At 52.4% G+C, this 15,689-nt stretch carries 12 protein-coding genes and 2 pseudogenes; 8 read left to right on the top strand and 6 right to left on the bottom strand.

Annotation, left to right across the window (positions count from 1 at the left end; genetic code table 11):
* Positions 1-22 precede the first annotated feature (22 nt).
* The 3 genes from QU597_RS27650 (at position 23) to QU597_RS27640 (ending at position 4,022) form a co-directional block, all read left to right on the top strand.
* On the top strand, positions 23-1,819 hold the full coding sequence (locus QU597_RS27650) for a sensor histidine kinase (RefSeq protein ID WP_370656222.1): 1,797 nt from the start codon (positions 23-25) through the stop codon (positions 1,817-1,819).
* Complete coding sequence (locus QU597_RS27645; RefSeq protein WP_310830680.1) at positions 1,782-2,585, top strand: response regulator; 804 nt, start codon at positions 1,782-1,784, stop codon at positions 2,583-2,585. Before QU597_RS27650 ends, QU597_RS27645 begins: the two co-directional genes overlap by 38 nt.
* 111 nt (positions 2,586-2,696) lie before the next feature.
* A complete protein-coding gene (locus tag QU597_RS27640) occupies positions 2,697-4,022 on the top strand; it encodes an extracellular solute-binding protein (RefSeq protein ID WP_310830679.1) in 1,326 nt (441 codons plus the stop codon).
* A gap of 118 nt (positions 4,023-4,140) precedes the next feature.
* On the opposite strand, the pseudogene QU597_RS27635 reads toward QU597_RS27640, so the two are convergent.
* Positions 4,141-5,528: pseudogene (locus QU597_RS27635) on the bottom strand (MATE family efflux transporter).
* A 274-nt stretch (positions 5,529-5,802) separates the two neighbouring features.
* Between QU597_RS27635 and hxlA the strand changes: the two are divergent.
* The 4 genes from hxlA (at position 5,803) to QU597_RS27615 (ending at position 8,714) form a co-directional block, all read left to right on the top strand.
* Entirely contained in the window at positions 5,803-6,435 is a 633-nt protein-coding gene (hxlA, locus tag QU597_RS27630) for a 3-hexulose-6-phosphate synthase (protein WP_310830678.1), read from the top strand.
* A gap of 7 nt (positions 6,436-6,442) precedes the next feature.
* Positions 6,443-6,997 carry a 6-phospho-3-hexuloisomerase gene (gene hxlB / locus QU597_RS27625; protein WP_310830677.1) on the top strand — a complete coding sequence of 185 codons (555 nt, stop codon included), beginning with the start codon at positions 6,443-6,445 and terminating at the stop codon, positions 6,995-6,997.
* Positions 6,998-7,094: 97 nt separating this feature from the next.
* A complete protein-coding gene (locus tag QU597_RS27620; RefSeq protein WP_370656287.1) occupies positions 7,095-7,496 on the top strand; it encodes a winged helix-turn-helix transcriptional regulator in 402 nt (133 codons plus the stop codon).
* A gap of 81 nt (positions 7,497-7,577) precedes the next feature.
* Entirely contained in the window at positions 7,578-8,714 is a 1,137-nt protein-coding gene (locus QU597_RS27615) for an NADH-dependent flavin oxidoreductase (RefSeq protein ID WP_310830675.1), read from the top strand.
* 248 nt (positions 8,715-8,962) lie between these two features.
* On the opposite strand, the gene pepT is transcribed toward QU597_RS27615, so the two are convergent.
* From pepT to QU597_RS27590, 5 genes and pseudogenes are all read right to left on the bottom strand, one after another.
* Positions 8,963-10,195 (bottom strand): peptidase T, encoded by a 1,233-nt coding sequence (pepT, locus tag QU597_RS27610; RefSeq protein WP_310830674.1) that lies wholly within the window; start codon positions 10,193-10,195, stop codon positions 8,963-8,965.
* A gap of 189 nt (positions 10,196-10,384) precedes the next feature.
* Positions 10,385-11,074, bottom strand: a complete 690-nt coding sequence (gene srtD, locus QU597_RS27605; RefSeq protein ID WP_310830673.1) for a class D sortase, LPxTATN-specific — start codon at positions 11,072-11,074, stop codon at positions 10,385-10,387.
* A gap of 30 nt (positions 11,075-11,104) precedes the next feature.
* Positions 11,105-12,070, bottom strand: a complete 966-nt coding sequence (locus QU597_RS27600; protein ID WP_310830672.1) for a hypothetical protein — start codon at positions 12,068-12,070, stop codon at positions 11,105-11,107.
* A 452-nt stretch (positions 12,071-12,522) separates the two neighbouring features.
* Positions 12,523-13,536: an LLM class flavin-dependent oxidoreductase gene (locus QU597_RS27595; protein ID WP_310830671.1), complete on the bottom strand. Its 1,014-nt coding sequence runs from the start codon at positions 13,534-13,536 to the stop codon at positions 12,523-12,525.
* A 581-nt stretch (positions 13,537-14,117) separates the two neighbouring features.
* Positions 14,118-14,198, bottom strand: a pseudogene (locus QU597_RS27590) (VOC family protein); the annotation flags it as partial.
* A gap of 264 nt (positions 14,199-14,462) precedes the next feature.
* Here QU597_RS27590 and QU597_RS27585 point away from each other — a divergent pair.
* Complete coding sequence (locus tag QU597_RS27585) at positions 14,463-15,467, top strand: LacI family DNA-binding transcriptional regulator (RefSeq protein WP_310830670.1); 1,005 nt, start codon at positions 14,463-14,465, stop codon at positions 15,465-15,467.
* Positions 15,468-15,689 lie beyond the last annotated feature (222 nt).

Here is a 15,689-nt window from a genome sequence, read left to right as displayed (position 1 = left end):
CGCTGTCAGTGAGGGGGAGGCTATGGTGTTCAGTAGATTTAGAGAAATGAATACACTGCGCAATCAAATATTCCTGGGATTTCTGGGGGTTATGCTGGTTATTATCGCAGTTTCAGGTGCGTTCGTGTATGACAGGGTTTCTTCGCTCCTTAAAGATAATGCTGAACGGCACATCCAGCAGACTGCAGTTCAGGCCAACGGCAGGCTGGATGCGCTGATCGGCCAGATAGACAGCCTGATGGAGCAGGTGGCCAACCACCCGACGGTCCAGCAGCTGCTGCTGGAAGAGCTTAACGGTAAAGAGGTATCCTTCAACCAGCGCCAATCGCTGCTGCAGATCGTATCCAGCTATCAGGCCTACATGCCGAGTGTCGGCTCGCTGGAGCTGTATACTGCTGATTACCGGCTGTTGTTCCCGATTAAAGACGGCAGCCTTAGCACCCGGATTGACAGCCGATATATCGCTGAAGCCAATAAGCAGAAAGGCCGGCTGGTCTGGATCGGCGTCGATCCGAATGATGACCAGAGTCTGCTGGCCATCCGGCAGGTCAGTCTGATGGACCGCTGGTTCTCGCGGGGCGGCTACCTGATAGCCAAAATCCAGCGCAGCTACTTTCAGCTCAATGATCCGCTCTCCGGCAGTGACAGCGGAGAATCGATCCTGCTGGTCAGTGATGAGGGGCATCTGCTTGGCAGCAGCGAAACGCCGGAGCCCAATCTCCTGCCGCTCCTTTGGACCGACGACCAGACCGTGACCTTCCGGGGCAAGGAGTATGTGCAGGTCAAGCAGCGTTCGGACAAGGCAAACTGGACGCTATTGGTGCTTACGCCTGTCAGCTATGTAACTAAAGGCATCTCAGTACTCCGGACAGTGCTGCTGTTCTCAGGCGGAATTGGAACGCTGTTGTTTCTGTCGCTCTCGTTCCTGCTCTCCACGATGATTACCAGGCCGATAATTCATCTGATCCGGGCGATGCGCAAGACGAGGCTTGGGGTACTGACCCCAAATCCGGAGCCGGTCTCCACGATGGAGCTCCGGGAGCTGAATAACACGTACAATGGAATGATTGCAAATATGAATGATCTGATCCGGGTAGTCTATGAAAAAGAAATGCTGCAAAGCCGTACGGAGCTGAAGGCACTACAGGCGCAAATCAATCCCCATTTTTTGTTCAATACCCTGGAAGCGTTCAATTGGTCGCTGGAGGAGAAGGGGGAAGAAGAGCTGGCAGGGCTGGTAGTTGTCATGTCGCGGTTGTTCCGCTATATTATCGGAAGTCCGAATATGGATGAATGGGTTACCCTCGGAGAAGAGCTGGAGCAGGTGCGGCGGTATCTGCAGATCATGGAGATGCGTATGGGCGAGCGGCTGACCTGGACGATTGAACTGGAACAGCCGGAAGCTGCTGTACCGGTACCGAAGCTGCTGATTCAGCCGATTGTCGAGAATGCCATTCTGCATGGGGTGGAGAGCCGTGTCGGCAGCGGCACTGTAAGTATCTTGATCGCGCCTTCCGGGCGGTCAGGATGGACCCGGGTTACAGTGTCCGACAATGGGCCCGGGATGGATGCAGAGAGGTTAAGTGCACTTCGCAGTGCACTGGAGGGCGGTCCGTCTATTTCCTCCAAGGGGACAGGCGTAGGTCTTGTGAATGTTCAGCGGCGGCTTAAGCTTTATTATGGCGGGAAAGACGCAGAGCATGAGGGGCTGGTTATCGGCAGTGAACCGTCTGCAGGGACGGTTATTACTTTTGAAATTCCGAATCATGGGGGGGATATGTATGAGTCTGGGCAGCAAAAAAATTCTGATCGTGGATGATGAGCCGCGGACGCGGCAGGGCATTAAGCAGACACTGGAGGTATGGGCGGGTGGCAGATACGTGGTGGAAACGGCCGATAACGGGGTCGAAGCCCGCCAGCGGCTGCAGCACGAGCAGGTGCATCTGCTGATTACAGATGTGCGGATGCCGGAGGTCAGCGGAATTGATCTGATCCGCTCACTGAAGGAGCGCCCCCGCCAGCCGGTCGTTATCGTAATTTCAGGGTATGCCGAGTTTGATTATGTGCAGCAGGCCATGCGGCTTGGGGCTTTTAACTATCTGCTGAAGCCTCTGGACAAGGCAGAGCTGCTTCAGGTGGTGGAGGCTGCGCTGAAGCAGGAGGAAGAGGTGCAGCGGCGTGAGAAGCTGGAGAAGCTCGTCGATCCGAAGCTGTTCCAGATTGATCCGGACGGAAGCGGAATGGGGGAACCGGTAAGGGAGGCGATCGCTTATGTGGAGCAGCATCTGCATGAGCAGCTGACGATGGCTGAGGTTGCCGCGCGCATTCACCTGAATGCCAGTTACTTCAGTGTCCTGTTCAAGGAACAGGCCGGGGTGCCCTTCAGTGAATATCTGTCGCGCCTGAGGATTCAGCGGGCTAAAGAGATGCTGCTGCAGTCACGGCTGTCCATCGGCGAGATTGGTGAACGTGTAGGCTATAAGACAGACAAGTATTTTATCAAGGTGTTTAAGTCCCTGGAGGGCATCAGTCCGAGCCGTTACCGGAACCAGCACATAGAGGACAATCAGACGGAAATCCAATAAAAGTGGAAGTTTTGCCAATATATTTGGTCTTATAAGCCTCCAAGCAGAATGCTAGAATTTACTTGATAACGGTTACAGTTGGCGCAGCCGAAAACAATGGAGGTTATAGCAATGCCAAGGGACAAGTTGACTATAGGCCTGATTTGGTGTCTCCTGCTTGCGCTCGTGCTTGCTGGCTGCGGCGGTAAGAGCAACAACGGAAGTAAGGATACAGTCAATGGAGCTCCTGAACCAAAAGTCACGATCACTATGATGCACTTATGGCCGGCGGCCAGCTCGGCACAGCAGAATAAGCTGGTAGAGCAGATTATAGATGAATACGAGAACGAGCATCCGAACATTACCGTTAAACAGGAGGTGCTCGAGAATGAACAGTATAAGAATAAGCTCAAGGTGCTCTCTGCTTCCAACGAGCTTCCGGATGTAGGAATTACTTGGGCGGCGGGCTTCATGGAGCCTTATGTCAAAGGCGGATTGTTCGCCCCGCTGGATGATATTCTGAGCGGTGACCGGCTGAAGGATAAATTTGTTGCCGGTACGACGGAAGCTTACATGGTGGGCGGCAAAACCTATGCATTGCCCATCGAGCTGAACATCTCACCGATTTACTACAACAAGGATATTTTTGCAAAATATAATTTAAAGGTTCCGGCCACCTATGAACAATTGAAGCAGGTTATACAAACACTGGCCGATAACGGCATAGCCCCGATTGCGCTGGGGAACAAGGACCGCTGGACAGGATCCCTGTGGTACATGTATCTGGCTGACCGGATTGCCGGCAGCGATACACTTAAGAAGGCCACCAATGGGACAGGCTCCTTCGAAGATCCGGGTCTGATCCAGGCGGCTGCCGAAGTGCAGACGCTGGTTGATATGGACGCCTTCAACAAAGGCTTTAACGGCTTGTCCAACGATGAAGGCAAGTCCGAATTTGTAAACGAAAAGGCGGCCCTGTACCTGACGGGAACCTGGGAGCTGCCGAATTTCACGACCAACCCGGATATTCCGCAGGAGTTCAAGGACAAGGTCGGCTTCTTCAAATTCCCGACTGTCGCTGGCGGCAAAGGTAATATTAACAGCTGGGTTGGCGGTCCCGGTGTCGGGCTGTTCATTTCCGAAGCGTCCAAGGTGAAGGAAGAGGCCAAGGCATTCGTGGAATACTTCGTATCGAAGTGGGGCGAGGATTCCGTGACTACTGCCGGCGTGATACCGGCAACTAAGGTGGATACGGCGAACAGCAATCTGCCCCAGCTCTACGTGGATCTGCTCAATGAACTGAATAATGCCAGCAGCATTACTTTGTTCGCTGATGTGCAGATGAAGCCGGGTGCTGCCCAGGTCCATCTGGACATGATCCAGGCACTGTTCGCCAAAGCGGTGACCCCCGAAGAATTCGCTACTAAGCATAAGGAAGCCGCCGAGAAGGGCATTTGAAGGTGGACAACCCGTTACCTGTTCCTTAGATATACGGTGTTTACGGAAATTGCTATAGAATAAAAAAGCGGTCCGTCAGGTCATTAGACCTTGGCGGACCGCTTTTTGGTGTACAAGTTTAATGTGCTGCGGCAGCAGAAGAATTCACAGGCTGCGCCTCGGTGTCATGTTGGATCAGACCGTGCTTCTCCCAGGCTCTGCTTTTCCAGCGGAAATACATAATAACAGCCCTCACCCATTCGTCAAAGGCGGTGGCGATCCATACGCCGGCGAGGCCAAGGTGAAGCTGGAACACCAGCACATAACCGAGCGGCAGGCTCATGCACACCATCGAGATCAGGCCCATGTATACCGGGAACTTGGCATCGCCCGAGGCCCGCAGGGAGTTGATGATCACGAGATTGCAGGTGCGGCCCGTTTCCAGGAAGAAGCTGAGCAGAATCACCTGCGCACCCATCATAATAATCGACTCATTATCGGTAAACAGTCCGAACAGGGGGACGCGGAACAGAATGACAACAGCATCCATAATTATGGTGACAAGCAGTGCCCACTTCACACTCGTAAATACCCGCGAATAGGCTTCCTGCGGCCGTTTGGCACCGACAAGATGGCCGACAATAATGGAAGTTCCCATCGACACCGCCACGCTGAACAGGAAAATATAGCTGGAGATATTCAGGGCATATTGGCGGGTGGCCATGGCTTCAGCACCAAGGTAAGTAATGTATAGAGTAAATACAAGCTGGCACGACTGGTAGGTAATCGATTCAAAAGCGGACGGAATACCGATTTTGAGAATTTGCAGCACATACTTTTTGGACAGGCGGATGTAATAAGCCCATTTGACCTTTACGTCCATAATCCGGTAGAGCAGCAGGAAGAATAGCACCAGGCAGATCAGCCGGCTTGTTACTGTAGAAATTGCAGCTCCTTGCACACCGAGTGCAGGCAAGCCAAAATGTCCGAAGATGAGGAGGTAGTTGCCGACCACATGGATCACATTCATCAGCAGGGAGACCATCATCGTCTGCTTGGTGAAGCCGTGTGTGCGGATGGTAGTCGCCAGGGCATTAAGCAGCGCCTGCAGGAAGATCGCGCCTCCGACGATATTCATATACACTTTGGCATGCACGAGATATCACCTGTTACATTCAGGGCGGTCAGCAGATTACCGCCGAACAGCAGCAGTATTGTGCTGAGGATAATACCTACGGCCAGATTCAGCGTGATGGCATTGCCGGTCACATTGGCCGCCTCCTGGGGCTTCCTCGAGCCAAGATATTGGGAGACGACGATAGCTGCGCCATTGCCGATTACACTGAGTACCAGTATAGCCATGGCAATAATCTGATTCGCCGCCCCGACACCGGATACGGCATCGTCTGATACCGAGCTGATCATGAATGTATCCACGCTGCCCATCAGCATGAACAGGAATAATTCCAGGAATATCGGCCAGGTGAGCTTCATCAGATTGAACTCTTGCGCTTTCGTTTCTTTCATCTATGCACCTCTTTAAATGATTGCTGGTCATTAATCTTTATTGCGAATCCAGTGTATGTTAGCACAGCTTTTATGAAATTGCAGTATTTTTACGAAAATAATGAAAATTTTATACGTTTTTCTTTCAGAGCTGCCACTGTTCAGAGCCATATAGAGTCCAATAGTATCCTCCGGGTAACTACAATACGGGAAAGTGCCTACTTCCTTTTTGGAATGCTTGAACTTACACTTAGTGCAGCACTTACAAAAATATATTGAAAAGGAGCATTTATATATGAAATTGCAGTTAGCGCTCGATCTTGTCGATATCGCCGGAGCTAAGGAAATCGTCTCGGAGGTGGCAGAATTTATTGATGTGGTGGAAATCGGCACGCCGATTGTCATTAATGAGGGATTGCATGCAGTTAGAGCGATTAAGGACGCTTTTCCCGCACTGACTGTGCTTGCGGATCTGAAAATCATGGATGCAGGCGGGTATGAAGTCATGAAGGCGGCTGAAGCGGGAGCGGATATCGTGACTGTACTTGGTGTGTCTGATGACTCGACTATTAAAGGTGCTGTTGAGGAAGCGAAAAAAAGCGGACGTGCGATTCTGGTCGACCTGATCAACGTGAAGGATGTTGCCGGCCGGGCTGCTGAGGTAGACGCACTTGGTGTAGATTATGTCTGCGTTCACTCCGGTTATGACCATCAGGCTGAGGGCAAAAACTCCTTTGCTGATTTGCAGGCGATCAAGGGTGTCGTCAAACAGGCCAAGACGGCGATTGCCGGCGGCATCAAGCTGAGCACACTGCCGGAAGTTATTGCAGCCGGTCCAGATCTTGTCATCGTCGGCGGGGGCATTACCGGTGAAAGCGATCAAAGGTCAGCGGCAGCCGAAATGAAGCGTCTCGTCAGCCAGGCCTAATGCTCCTATGGATACAGTGAGCTACGCGCAGGAGATCGTGAAGGAGCTGGAGCGTTCGGCTGCGCAGCTGGATGCCGGCGGGGCTGAGGCGTTCGCCGGGCTGCTGCAGCGTTCCGGTAAGATTTTTGTGGCTGGCGCAGGCCGCTCCGGGCTGATGGGCCGGGCGTTCGCCATGCGGCTGATGCATGCCGGCCGGGCGGCTTATGTGGTCGGTGAAACCGTGACCCCGGGCATTGAGGCCGGAGACGTACTGGTCCTCGGCTCCGGCTCCGGAGAAACGAAAAGCCTGATCGCCATGGCGGAGAGAGCCCGGGCGCTCGGCGCTGCGGTTGCCTTGGTAACAATAGCGCCGGAGTCTACTCTCGGCAGTCTGGCCGATTACACGGTGAAGCTGCCGGGTGTTGCCAAGGAGGCCGGCGGGGAGCGGGCCACCATCCAGCCCATGGCGTCCCTGTTCGAACAGACACTGCTGCTGTTCTATGATGCGGTCATTCTGCAGCTGATGGAATGGACCGGCCAGACAACCAGCCAGATGTTCGGCAAGCATGCTAATCTTGAATAACATCACAAAACAGCCTGTCCGGGTTTCCGGGCAGGCTGTTTTGTGATGGTCCGGGCTCCTGCTGGGGATGTGCGGCGCCCGGGTGTTTTGTAGTATGATGGTAAAGGACGAAAGGAGGACGCATCTCTTGGCAACGGATATTAAGGACCGTATCAATTTGAAGGAAATCAATTGTGAGAAGGAGCTTACACTCGCCGTTATCGGCGGGAAATGGAAGCTGATTATCCTATGGCATCTGGGCCTTGAAGGAACCAAACGCTTCAGCGAGCTGAAAAAGCTGATTCCCCATATTACGCAAAAAATGCTGACCAATCAGCTTCGTGAGCTGGAGGAAGACCAGCTTGTGCTGAGGAAGGTGTATGCCGAGGTCCCTCCGAGAGTAGAATATTCTTTGACAGAATACGGGCAGAGCCTGCTGCCTGTCCTGCGCATGATGTATGACTGGGGCAAAAACTACGGAAACAAAGTGATCTGGAAGGATGCAGCTGAAGCTGAGTAATTGCGGGGCTCTGCTTGGTGTTCACTGCTGAACGGTGCCTGCCGCATACTATATAGATAATAATAATGGAGGGAATTAGACATGACGCAATCCAATTACAGTCCGCTGCTGGACTCCTACGGCTTCAAAAATGGAATTACACTGAAAAACCGGGTGGTTATGGCCCCGATGACCAACTTCTCTTCCAATGAAGATGGCACGGTCTCTAAGCCGGAAATTGATTATTATATCCGCCGCTCCAAAGGCGTCGGCATGGTCATCACGGCCTGTGTGTATGTGAGCCGGAGCGGGAAAGGCTTCCCCGGTGAATTCGGTGCCGACAGTGATGAGCTGATTCCAAGCCTGCGCGAGCTGGCGGATGCTATTAAGGGTGAGGGAGCCAAGGCTGTGCTGCAGATTTTCCACGGCGGACGCCAGTGCCCGCCTGACCTGCTGCCGGATGGCCAGACTGTCAGTGCAAGCAGTGTTCCATCGGAGCTGCCGGGCGGCGGGCAAGGACCGGTGCCGCGTACGCTGACCGATGAAGAGATTCAAGTCATTATCGCCGATTTCGGGGCGGCTACCCGCCGGGCGATTATTGCTGGCTTCGATGGTGTGGAAATCCATGGAGCAAACGGATATCTGGTTCAGCAGTTCTTCTCCCCGCATTCCAATATCCGCGAAGACCGCTGGGGCGGAAGCCTCGAGAAGCGCCTGACCTTCCCGCTCGCCGTTCTGCGCGAAGTGAAACGCGTCGTGAGTGAATATGCCTCCTCGCCGTTTCTGGTCGGCTACCGCTTCTCCCCGGAGGAACCGGAAACACCGGGAATTACGATGGCTGAGACCTTTGCGCTGATTGATGCGCTCAAAGGGGAAGGACTGGATTATCTGCATGCATCGCTCATGGAGCTGTGGTCGCTGCCGCGCCGCGGCACGGAAGACGGCCGGCCGAGAATTGAACAGATTGTTGACCGTGCCGGCGGTGCCGTACCGGTCATCGGCGTCGGTTCACTGTATACGGCGGAAGATGCACTGAAGAGTCTGGACACCGGCATTGATCTGGTGGCTCTGGGCCGCCCGCTGCTGATCGAACCGGACTGGGTGCAGAAGGTAGCAGAAGGCCGCACCGGTGAGATTAAGACGGAACTGGATCTTGCAGCGCAAGGCGAGCTTGTGATCCCTGATCCGCTCTGGGGCGCCATCACAAACGCACCGGGCTGGCTGCCGGTTAAGGCTTAAGCTAACGGACTATAGTTCAGCTATGGCCGTTCCGGCAGCCCGATTTCGGGCCAATCGCCGTCAATAAGTGCATTTGGGTCCGTTAGCTTTCCGGAATGCAGCTTCAGGCGGATATAAGGTCTCCCTCAGTCCGTTTCAGAATATACAAACAAACCCCCTCTATACTTCCGCGAAGCGGCGGGAGTATAGAGGGGGTTTTCGTATTCGCTGCAGATTGTGCCTCTTCTGCTGCGGTGAGAAGCGTGCAGCTAGGCTTTTTGCTCAAACAGTCTAGCGATTTCTACAATTACGTTTACGGCCTTCAGCATCACATCGACTGAGGCGTATTCAAACTTGCCGTGGAAGTTCTCTCCCCCGGTAAAAATGTTCGGCGTTGGCAGCCCCATATAGGACAGCTGTGAACCATCCGTACCGCCGCGGATCGGGCGGATCACCGGCGAGATGCCGAGGCTCACCATCGCTTCGTGGGCGATGTCGACGATATGGCGGACCGGCTCGATTTTTTCGCGCATATTATAGTACTGGTCATTCATTTCCAGCACCACATTGTCATCGCCGTAGGTAGATTTGAATTCATCGACGATAGCGGCGATATTCGCCTTGCGCTTCTCGAAGTTCGCGCGGTCAAAGTCACGGATAATATAAGCCAGCTTGCTGTGCTCCGCCGAGCCCTGCATGGAGATCAGATGGTAAAAGCCCTCATAGCCGTCTGTGAATTCAGGTGCTTCACCCGCAGGCAGTCTTAGATGGAAGGCCATAGCGATTTTCGAGGAGTGCACCATTTTGCCCTTTGCGGTTCCGGGGTGAACGTTCACGCCCTTGAAGCTGATTTTGGCGGCAGCGGCATTGAAGCTCTCGTATTCCAGCTCACCGAGCGGCCCGCCGTCTACAGTGTAGGCATAAGAGGCGCCGAAGGCGGCAACATCGAACTTATGCGGTCCGCGTCCGATTTCCTCATCAGGAGTAAAGGCGACTCTGATTTTACCGTGTTTGATTTCAGGGTGGGCCAGCAGATAGGCCATGGCAGTCATGATCTCGGCGATTCCGGCTTTGTTGTCTGCCCCCAGAAGTGTGGTGCCATCGGTTGTAATCAGCGTATGCCCTTTGTATTCAGGCAGCTCCGGGAAGCTGTCCGTTGACAGGACGATATTCAGCTCCGGGTTCAGCACGATATCCCCGCCGTCATAGTTCTCAATGATTTGCGGCTTCACATTCGCTCCGGTAAAATCGGTTGCCGTATCCAGGTGGGCCAGGAAACCGATGGTTGGAACATCCTTGTCACTGTTCGCAGGCAGGGTAGCCATAACATAGGCATGCTCGTCCACCGTCACTTCCGTAAGACCCAGCTCCTGCAGTTCAGAAACCAGCTTGCGGGCCAGCTCCATCTGACCGGGAGTGGAGGGGCAGGTATCGCTCTCTTCATCAGACTGGGTATCTATTTCCGCATACGAAACGAACCGCTTAATCAGTTCATCCTTCAATTCAAGTCATCTCCTCTTCATCTAACAACATGTAAGTATAGAATTCTCTGTCCGTAAGCCAGAACCTTCCCGCAGAAACAGGCCGTCCGGCTGATGGCCGGTACAGCCGCTTCTTTTTGCCGCAGTTCTATATTAGCATGTTCTGTGCGGGGACTCATCTTTTGCAGGTCCTGCTGCTTAAGAAAAATCTCAATTCTGTTCCTGAAGCAGCGGCTCCCGGCGGATCAGTGAGGCGGATAGCAAATAGCGTTCCGGCGCTGAGCCGACATAGCTGAACGGATAGCAGGTGATTAGCGTAAGGATAGGTGTATTGCTCTCTTTAATGGCCCCCCGCTCTTCGCCATCTACAATCGTACTGCCTGTAACCTCATACACGAACTTGCCGTCTACCGTCTCTACCTCGATAAGATCATGTTCTTTGAGGCTGCCGAGGCCGCGGAACACTGTATCGCGATGACCGGCCAGCACGCTGTTGCCGCTTGTGCCCACTACTGCGCTTCCCGTGTAGTGTCCGGCCCCTCTCTTCAGCTGCGGACGCTGTGTTCCTTCGAGGATGGCAACTCTTTTGTTCAGCGATGGAAAATAGATCTCTCCGATGACTTCGCCCTCCGTATAGGTGGTACCGGATTGGCTGGTGCCGGTGCTGGCGCTGGAATCGTCCGGTTGCCCGGGAAGGCTGATCATACCGGCGGGAAGCGGAGTTTCATCTTCCGGGACGATCAGGCGGGGAGCTTCCTCCCTCTTTTTCGCCCAATCCTCCAGGGCATGACGGGCTTCCACGGGCGCTTTGAAGATTTGCACGGCAGAATACACCAGCACACAGAGAGAGAGCAGGAAGATCAGCTTCACGGCAAAAGCTACCCCGGAACGCATCCTCATACTCTCTCCTCCGACCTTCAGCCCTTAGGCTTATTTCTTCGAATTCAGTCTGCGCAGCACGATGATGCTGAGGATCGCTACCGCCATACTGATTAAGATCAGGTTATACCACGGTTCTGCCGTATCGGGCAGTTTATCGGCGCCGTCCGGTGGGGAGAGCGGGAGCTCGTCATCGTCCACCGTCACCCCGGGATCAGAAGACGGAGTAGGCGAACTGCCGGCAGCTATGCTTCCTGAGCCCGGAGAAGGCGTTGCTTGAGCATTGTCGCCACCGAGTGGAACAGGTGCATCAGTAAAAGTAACTTCATCTGTCCCTGGTGTAGCTGTCACAGCCGAGGTTGCTGACGGAGCAGGCGATGACGACGGTGGCTGCGAACCGCCAGGGATGGAGGTATATGTCGGTGCAGGGCTAGGGCTGCTTGACGGCTCCGGTGAAGCGGAACTGGAAGGCGTCGGACTGGCTCCATTGGATGGCCCTGGTGAAGCAGAAGCGGAAGGTGTAGGGCTAGGTTCCGTTGACGGCTGCGGTGAAGCGGAGGCAGTGAAGTTAAAGGCAACGCCAACCTTCTTCCCCTGGAACTCATTGCCCGCCTCGGCGGGAAATACTACATCCATTTGAATCGCTTCCGTTCCGCCACCGGGGAGTGATCCTATAGCTACACGGCCCTCCGCATGGCTCATCACTCCGGAATAGAGGATTACTCCCCCTTTTTGCAGCGTCATTTGCAGAATATTGTACAATTCCACGTCTCCGGAGAGAAATTCGAAGTCTACAAAGTAATCAAACGGCTCTGACCCTTCGTTAATAACCGTATATTCTGAGGCACTCTTGTCTCCCGGCTGCATATTACTCATAATGGCGGTACTTTTAGTATGCGAATTGACAGTGAGTTTAATCGTGTCCTCTGCACTTACACCTCCGGCATGCCAGATAACGCCGATCAGAACAATTAGAATGTAGGCGCCAATTATGGTCATATGATATCTTTTCTTCACTTTCCTCCGCCCCTTTCTTCTGGAAAGCAACGCTGCCCCCGCACAGCCCGACAAGAATCCGCCGGATCTATGCTGTTTCCCCATACCTTGTCGATATAAGTGGTATTTTGGAGGACTACTATGTTGAGGTGTTACAGCCTATTGAAACAGTACTTATAGATAGTATGGTCATATGTATGTTCGTTATAACGAATAATTACAGTATAATCAATAATTTAAATAAACAAAAACGATAGGAGCACCTTAAATCCTTGAAAATGGGCAATATATATATACTTTCAGGGTAATATCAGGTGATAGCTTCAGTTTTCTAATTATTTCTTTGGTTATATCGGAAACCAAGGTTTTTTATTAAGAACAAAACACAAAAAACAAGGAGATTATCCGGAAGAAAGTGATAGTTCCCTATCCCCCGGTAATCTCCTTGCTAATGATTCAAGCGGAAATTCGTTTTAGTTGTCCTTGATTAGCTCAGCTACCAGCTCGTAGGAACGTAACCGTGCTGTATGGTCATAAATCTGCGAGGCAATAATCCATTCATCCGCCCCGGTTTCCTCCAGCACCTGCAGGAGACGCTCCTTGATATAGGCTTTGTCTCCGGCAATGGAATATTTCTGCTTATCGAGCAGGAGCGCTTTTTCCTGGGGAGACCATAGGCTCTCCATGTCATCAACCGGTGGCTGGAGCTTGCCGGTGCGGCCGCGGATAATGTTCAGGAACTGCTGCTGCTGTGAAGTGGCCAGCCAGCGTGCTGCTCCAGTGGTGTCGGCGGCGGTAATTCCTAGACCAACCATGACATGCGGCTTGTCGAGTGTGGCCGACGGCTTGAAGCTGCTGCGGTACAAATGGAGTGCAGGCAGCAGATAATCCGGTGCAAAGTGGCTGGCAAAAGCAAACGGCAAGCCCAGCTGACCCGCAAGCTGTGCGCTGAACCCGCTTGATCCGAGCAGCCAGATCGGTACGTTCAAGCCTTCGCCCGGTGTAGCGCGCACCCCGAGCGGACGTGAACCCGCGCCGTTCGGATCGAAGTAGGCTCTGAGCTCACTCAGCTGCTCAGGAAATTCGCTGCCGTCACTGCCGAGGCCGCGCCGCAGTGCTCTTGCAGCCGCCTGGTCAGAGCCGGGTGCACGGCCAAGCCCGAGATCAATACGTCCCGGAAACAGGGATTCCAGTGTTCCGAACTGCTCAGCGATCATGAGCGGTGCATGGTTGCTAAGCATGATGCCCCCGGAACCCACACGGATGCTCTTGGTTCCGGCAGCTACATGCCCGATAACGACAGAGGTAGCCGAGCTGGCAATTCCGGTCATATTATGATGTTCCGCCAGCCAATAGCGGTGATAGCCCCAACCTTCGGCATGGCGTGCTAAATCTAATGTGTTATGCAGTGAATCCGCAGCTGTTCCGCCCTCCACAATCGGAGCGAGATCCAGCACGGAAATGGGAATGTCCCGCAGTTGTTTCACAATAATCCCTCCAAGTTATAGGCTTAAGCATCTTACAGCAGTATTTGCAGCTATGAATTGATCTACCCGGCAATTATAACATGAAATAATATTATTTACACACTTTAAGTAAGCTCATGTCCGTCGGGAAGTGAGTAAGGAATGAGAAGCCAGGAGGAAGCCAGGAGGAAGCCAGGAGGAAGCCAGCTGAGAGAAGGAGATATGGTGATAATGAGACAACGACATAAGCTGTGAAGAAACATTGCAATAACAAAGCGAGGAGAGAAGAATGAGGTCTATAATACAGTTTTGGAACTGAAGGTTATGGCGTATGATCTATGGATAGTCCTGCGGCGGATGGACTGGCTTATCAGAAGGACTGGACTTTCCCGCAAAAAACCTAGTGGGAAATCCTCCAACTAATTCATCCATTTTCGCCTAAAAGCAGAATATAGGTGGAATTCCTCCAGCTAAATGCCTGTAATCTGCTGATTTTGATCCATAGTAAAGGAAATAGTTGGAGGAAATCCAATTAAGCTCTGACCGGGACCCGACGAGAGAAAAGTAGTTGGAGAAATTCCAACTACTGAGATCAAGGGAGGTTAGCTAAGCAACCGCCAGCTCAACCTAGCAAGCCACGACAACCCAAACCGATCTTTCAGCCAGCCGCACTGTTCCGCCTCAGGAACTACAGAAGGCTTCCCTCAGTGAGGGCCTTTTTCGTTCAGATGCGGCTAGGGCAGCTGCAGAAGCTAATTTGAGAAGCTTTTCAGAGAGGAAGGGCTTGGTCTATAAAAATTGCAGCTCTACTCAAGAGAATGAGCATTGAAATAGCTTTATAAGCCTCAAAAAATAAAATGTAAGCGGTTAATAAATTCTATTGTCAATTTACTGAGGCCTTGCTATAATCGCTTTGAAAAGCTTTTCTAAAAAAGGAAGTTACGTCTATGAAACCAACAATTAAAGATGTCGCCAGATTAGCGGAGGTGTCGATCAGTACCGTATCCCGTGTTATGAATGCGCCGGAGACGGTAGTACCAGGCAAGCGCAACAGGGTCATTGAGGCCATTAAGGAGCTGAAGTATCAGCCCAATGCGTTTGCGCGCGGGTTAATTTACAAGAAGTCTTTTACACTTGGCCTGCTCATTCCCGATATTGAGAACCTGTATTTTGCAGGAGTGATCCGCGGGATGCAGGATGCCTGCATTAAGCTCGGTTACAGCCTGATGATCTGCAATACCGACCGTGACAAGGAGCGGATGCTGTCCTATATTGATACTTTCCATGAGAAGCAGGTGGATGGGATCGTGTTCGCCAGTGATGTGCTCTATCCGGAGTATTATGAGAAGCTGGTGGATTGCAGAATTCCTTTTGTGCTGGTGTCGTCGCATTCTGATGAATACGAGGTTCCATCTGTAGAGGTGGATGATGAGCTGGCGGCTTACGAGGCCGTGAAATTCCTTATCGAGCTGGGACACAAGGAAATCGGCATGATCGGCTTCAATCACGATAATTCGGTATCCGGCCCGCCGCGAGTTGCCGGGTTTGTCAGAGCGCTTACGGAATTCGGGCTGGAGCAGAATGTGGAGAAGATCAAGTACGCAAACCACCGCTTTGAGCATGCCTATCAGGCATCGCATGAGCTGTTCAGTGATTACCCGGAGCTTACTGCTGTCTTCTGTGTGGCTGATGAGTTCGCTATGGGGACGATCTCTTATCTCAAGGACCGCAATATCCTGGTACCGGGGCAGGTATCCGTAATCGGATTTGATAATTTGCGGATGTCCGGCATGTTTATTCCCAAACTGACGACCATCGCTCAACCGATCTACCAGCTTGGCTACCGTGCTGCCGAGAAGCTGCATGAATTGCTGACTACCGGCAGTGTTGCTGTAATGAAAGAAAAAATGGAGCATAAGCTAATTGTGAGAGAATCCTCCCGGGAGAAATAAGCTGATGCCGGTCTGTATGATGAAACGCCGCTGTCTTTGCATAAGGATGGCAAGGACGTTTCCATTCTATTATGAAAAGCTTTTCAGATGTCCAACCCGTAAGGATCACTGCAATAAAGCCTGATTTAACAGTACTTAATGCCGGTTTGTTCCGACACCTTAAGGGGAATTTCTACAGTTCACTACTAAATTTAAATATTGAAATAAAAAAAAGGACTAATT

Source organism: Paenibacillus pedocola (assembly GCF_031599675.1).
GTDB lineage: Bacteria > Bacillota > Bacilli > Paenibacillales > Paenibacillaceae > Paenibacillus_AQ > Paenibacillus_AQ pedocola.
The sequence above is the reverse complement of the archived record's forward strand: the minus strand, read 5'-3'. Positions and strand labels throughout refer to the sequence as shown.

Coding starts and splice junctions, on each gene's coding strand:
- QU597_RS27650 (WP_370656222.1), top strand. CDS start 23: ATGGTGTTCAGTAGATTTAGAGAAATGAATACACTGCGCAATCAAATA.
- QU597_RS27645 (WP_310830680.1), top strand. CDS start 1,782: ATGAGTCTGGGCAGCAAAAAAATTCTGATCGTGGATGATGAGCCGCGG.
- QU597_RS27640 (WP_310830679.1), top strand. CDS start 2,697: ATGCCAAGGGACAAGTTGACTATAGGCCTGATTTGGTGTCTCCTGCTT.
- hxlA (WP_310830678.1), top strand. CDS start 5,803: ATGAAATTGCAGTTAGCGCTCGATCTTGTCGATATCGCCGGAGCTAAG.
- hxlB (WP_310830677.1), top strand. CDS start 6,443: ATGGATACAGTGAGCTACGCGCAGGAGATCGTGAAGGAGCTGGAGCGT.
- QU597_RS27620 (WP_370656287.1), top strand. CDS start 7,095: ATGGTAAAGGACGAAAGGAGGACGCATCTCTTGGCAACGGATATTAAG.
- QU597_RS27615 (WP_310830675.1), top strand. CDS start 7,578: ATGACGCAATCCAATTACAGTCCGCTGCTGGACTCCTACGGCTTCAAA.
- srtD (WP_310830673.1), bottom strand. CDS start 11,074: ATGAGGATGCGTTCCGGGGTAGCTTTTGCCGTGAAGCTGATCTTCCTG.
- QU597_RS27585 (WP_310830670.1), top strand. CDS start 14,463: ATGAAACCAACAATTAAAGATGTCGCCAGATTAGCGGAGGTGTCGATC.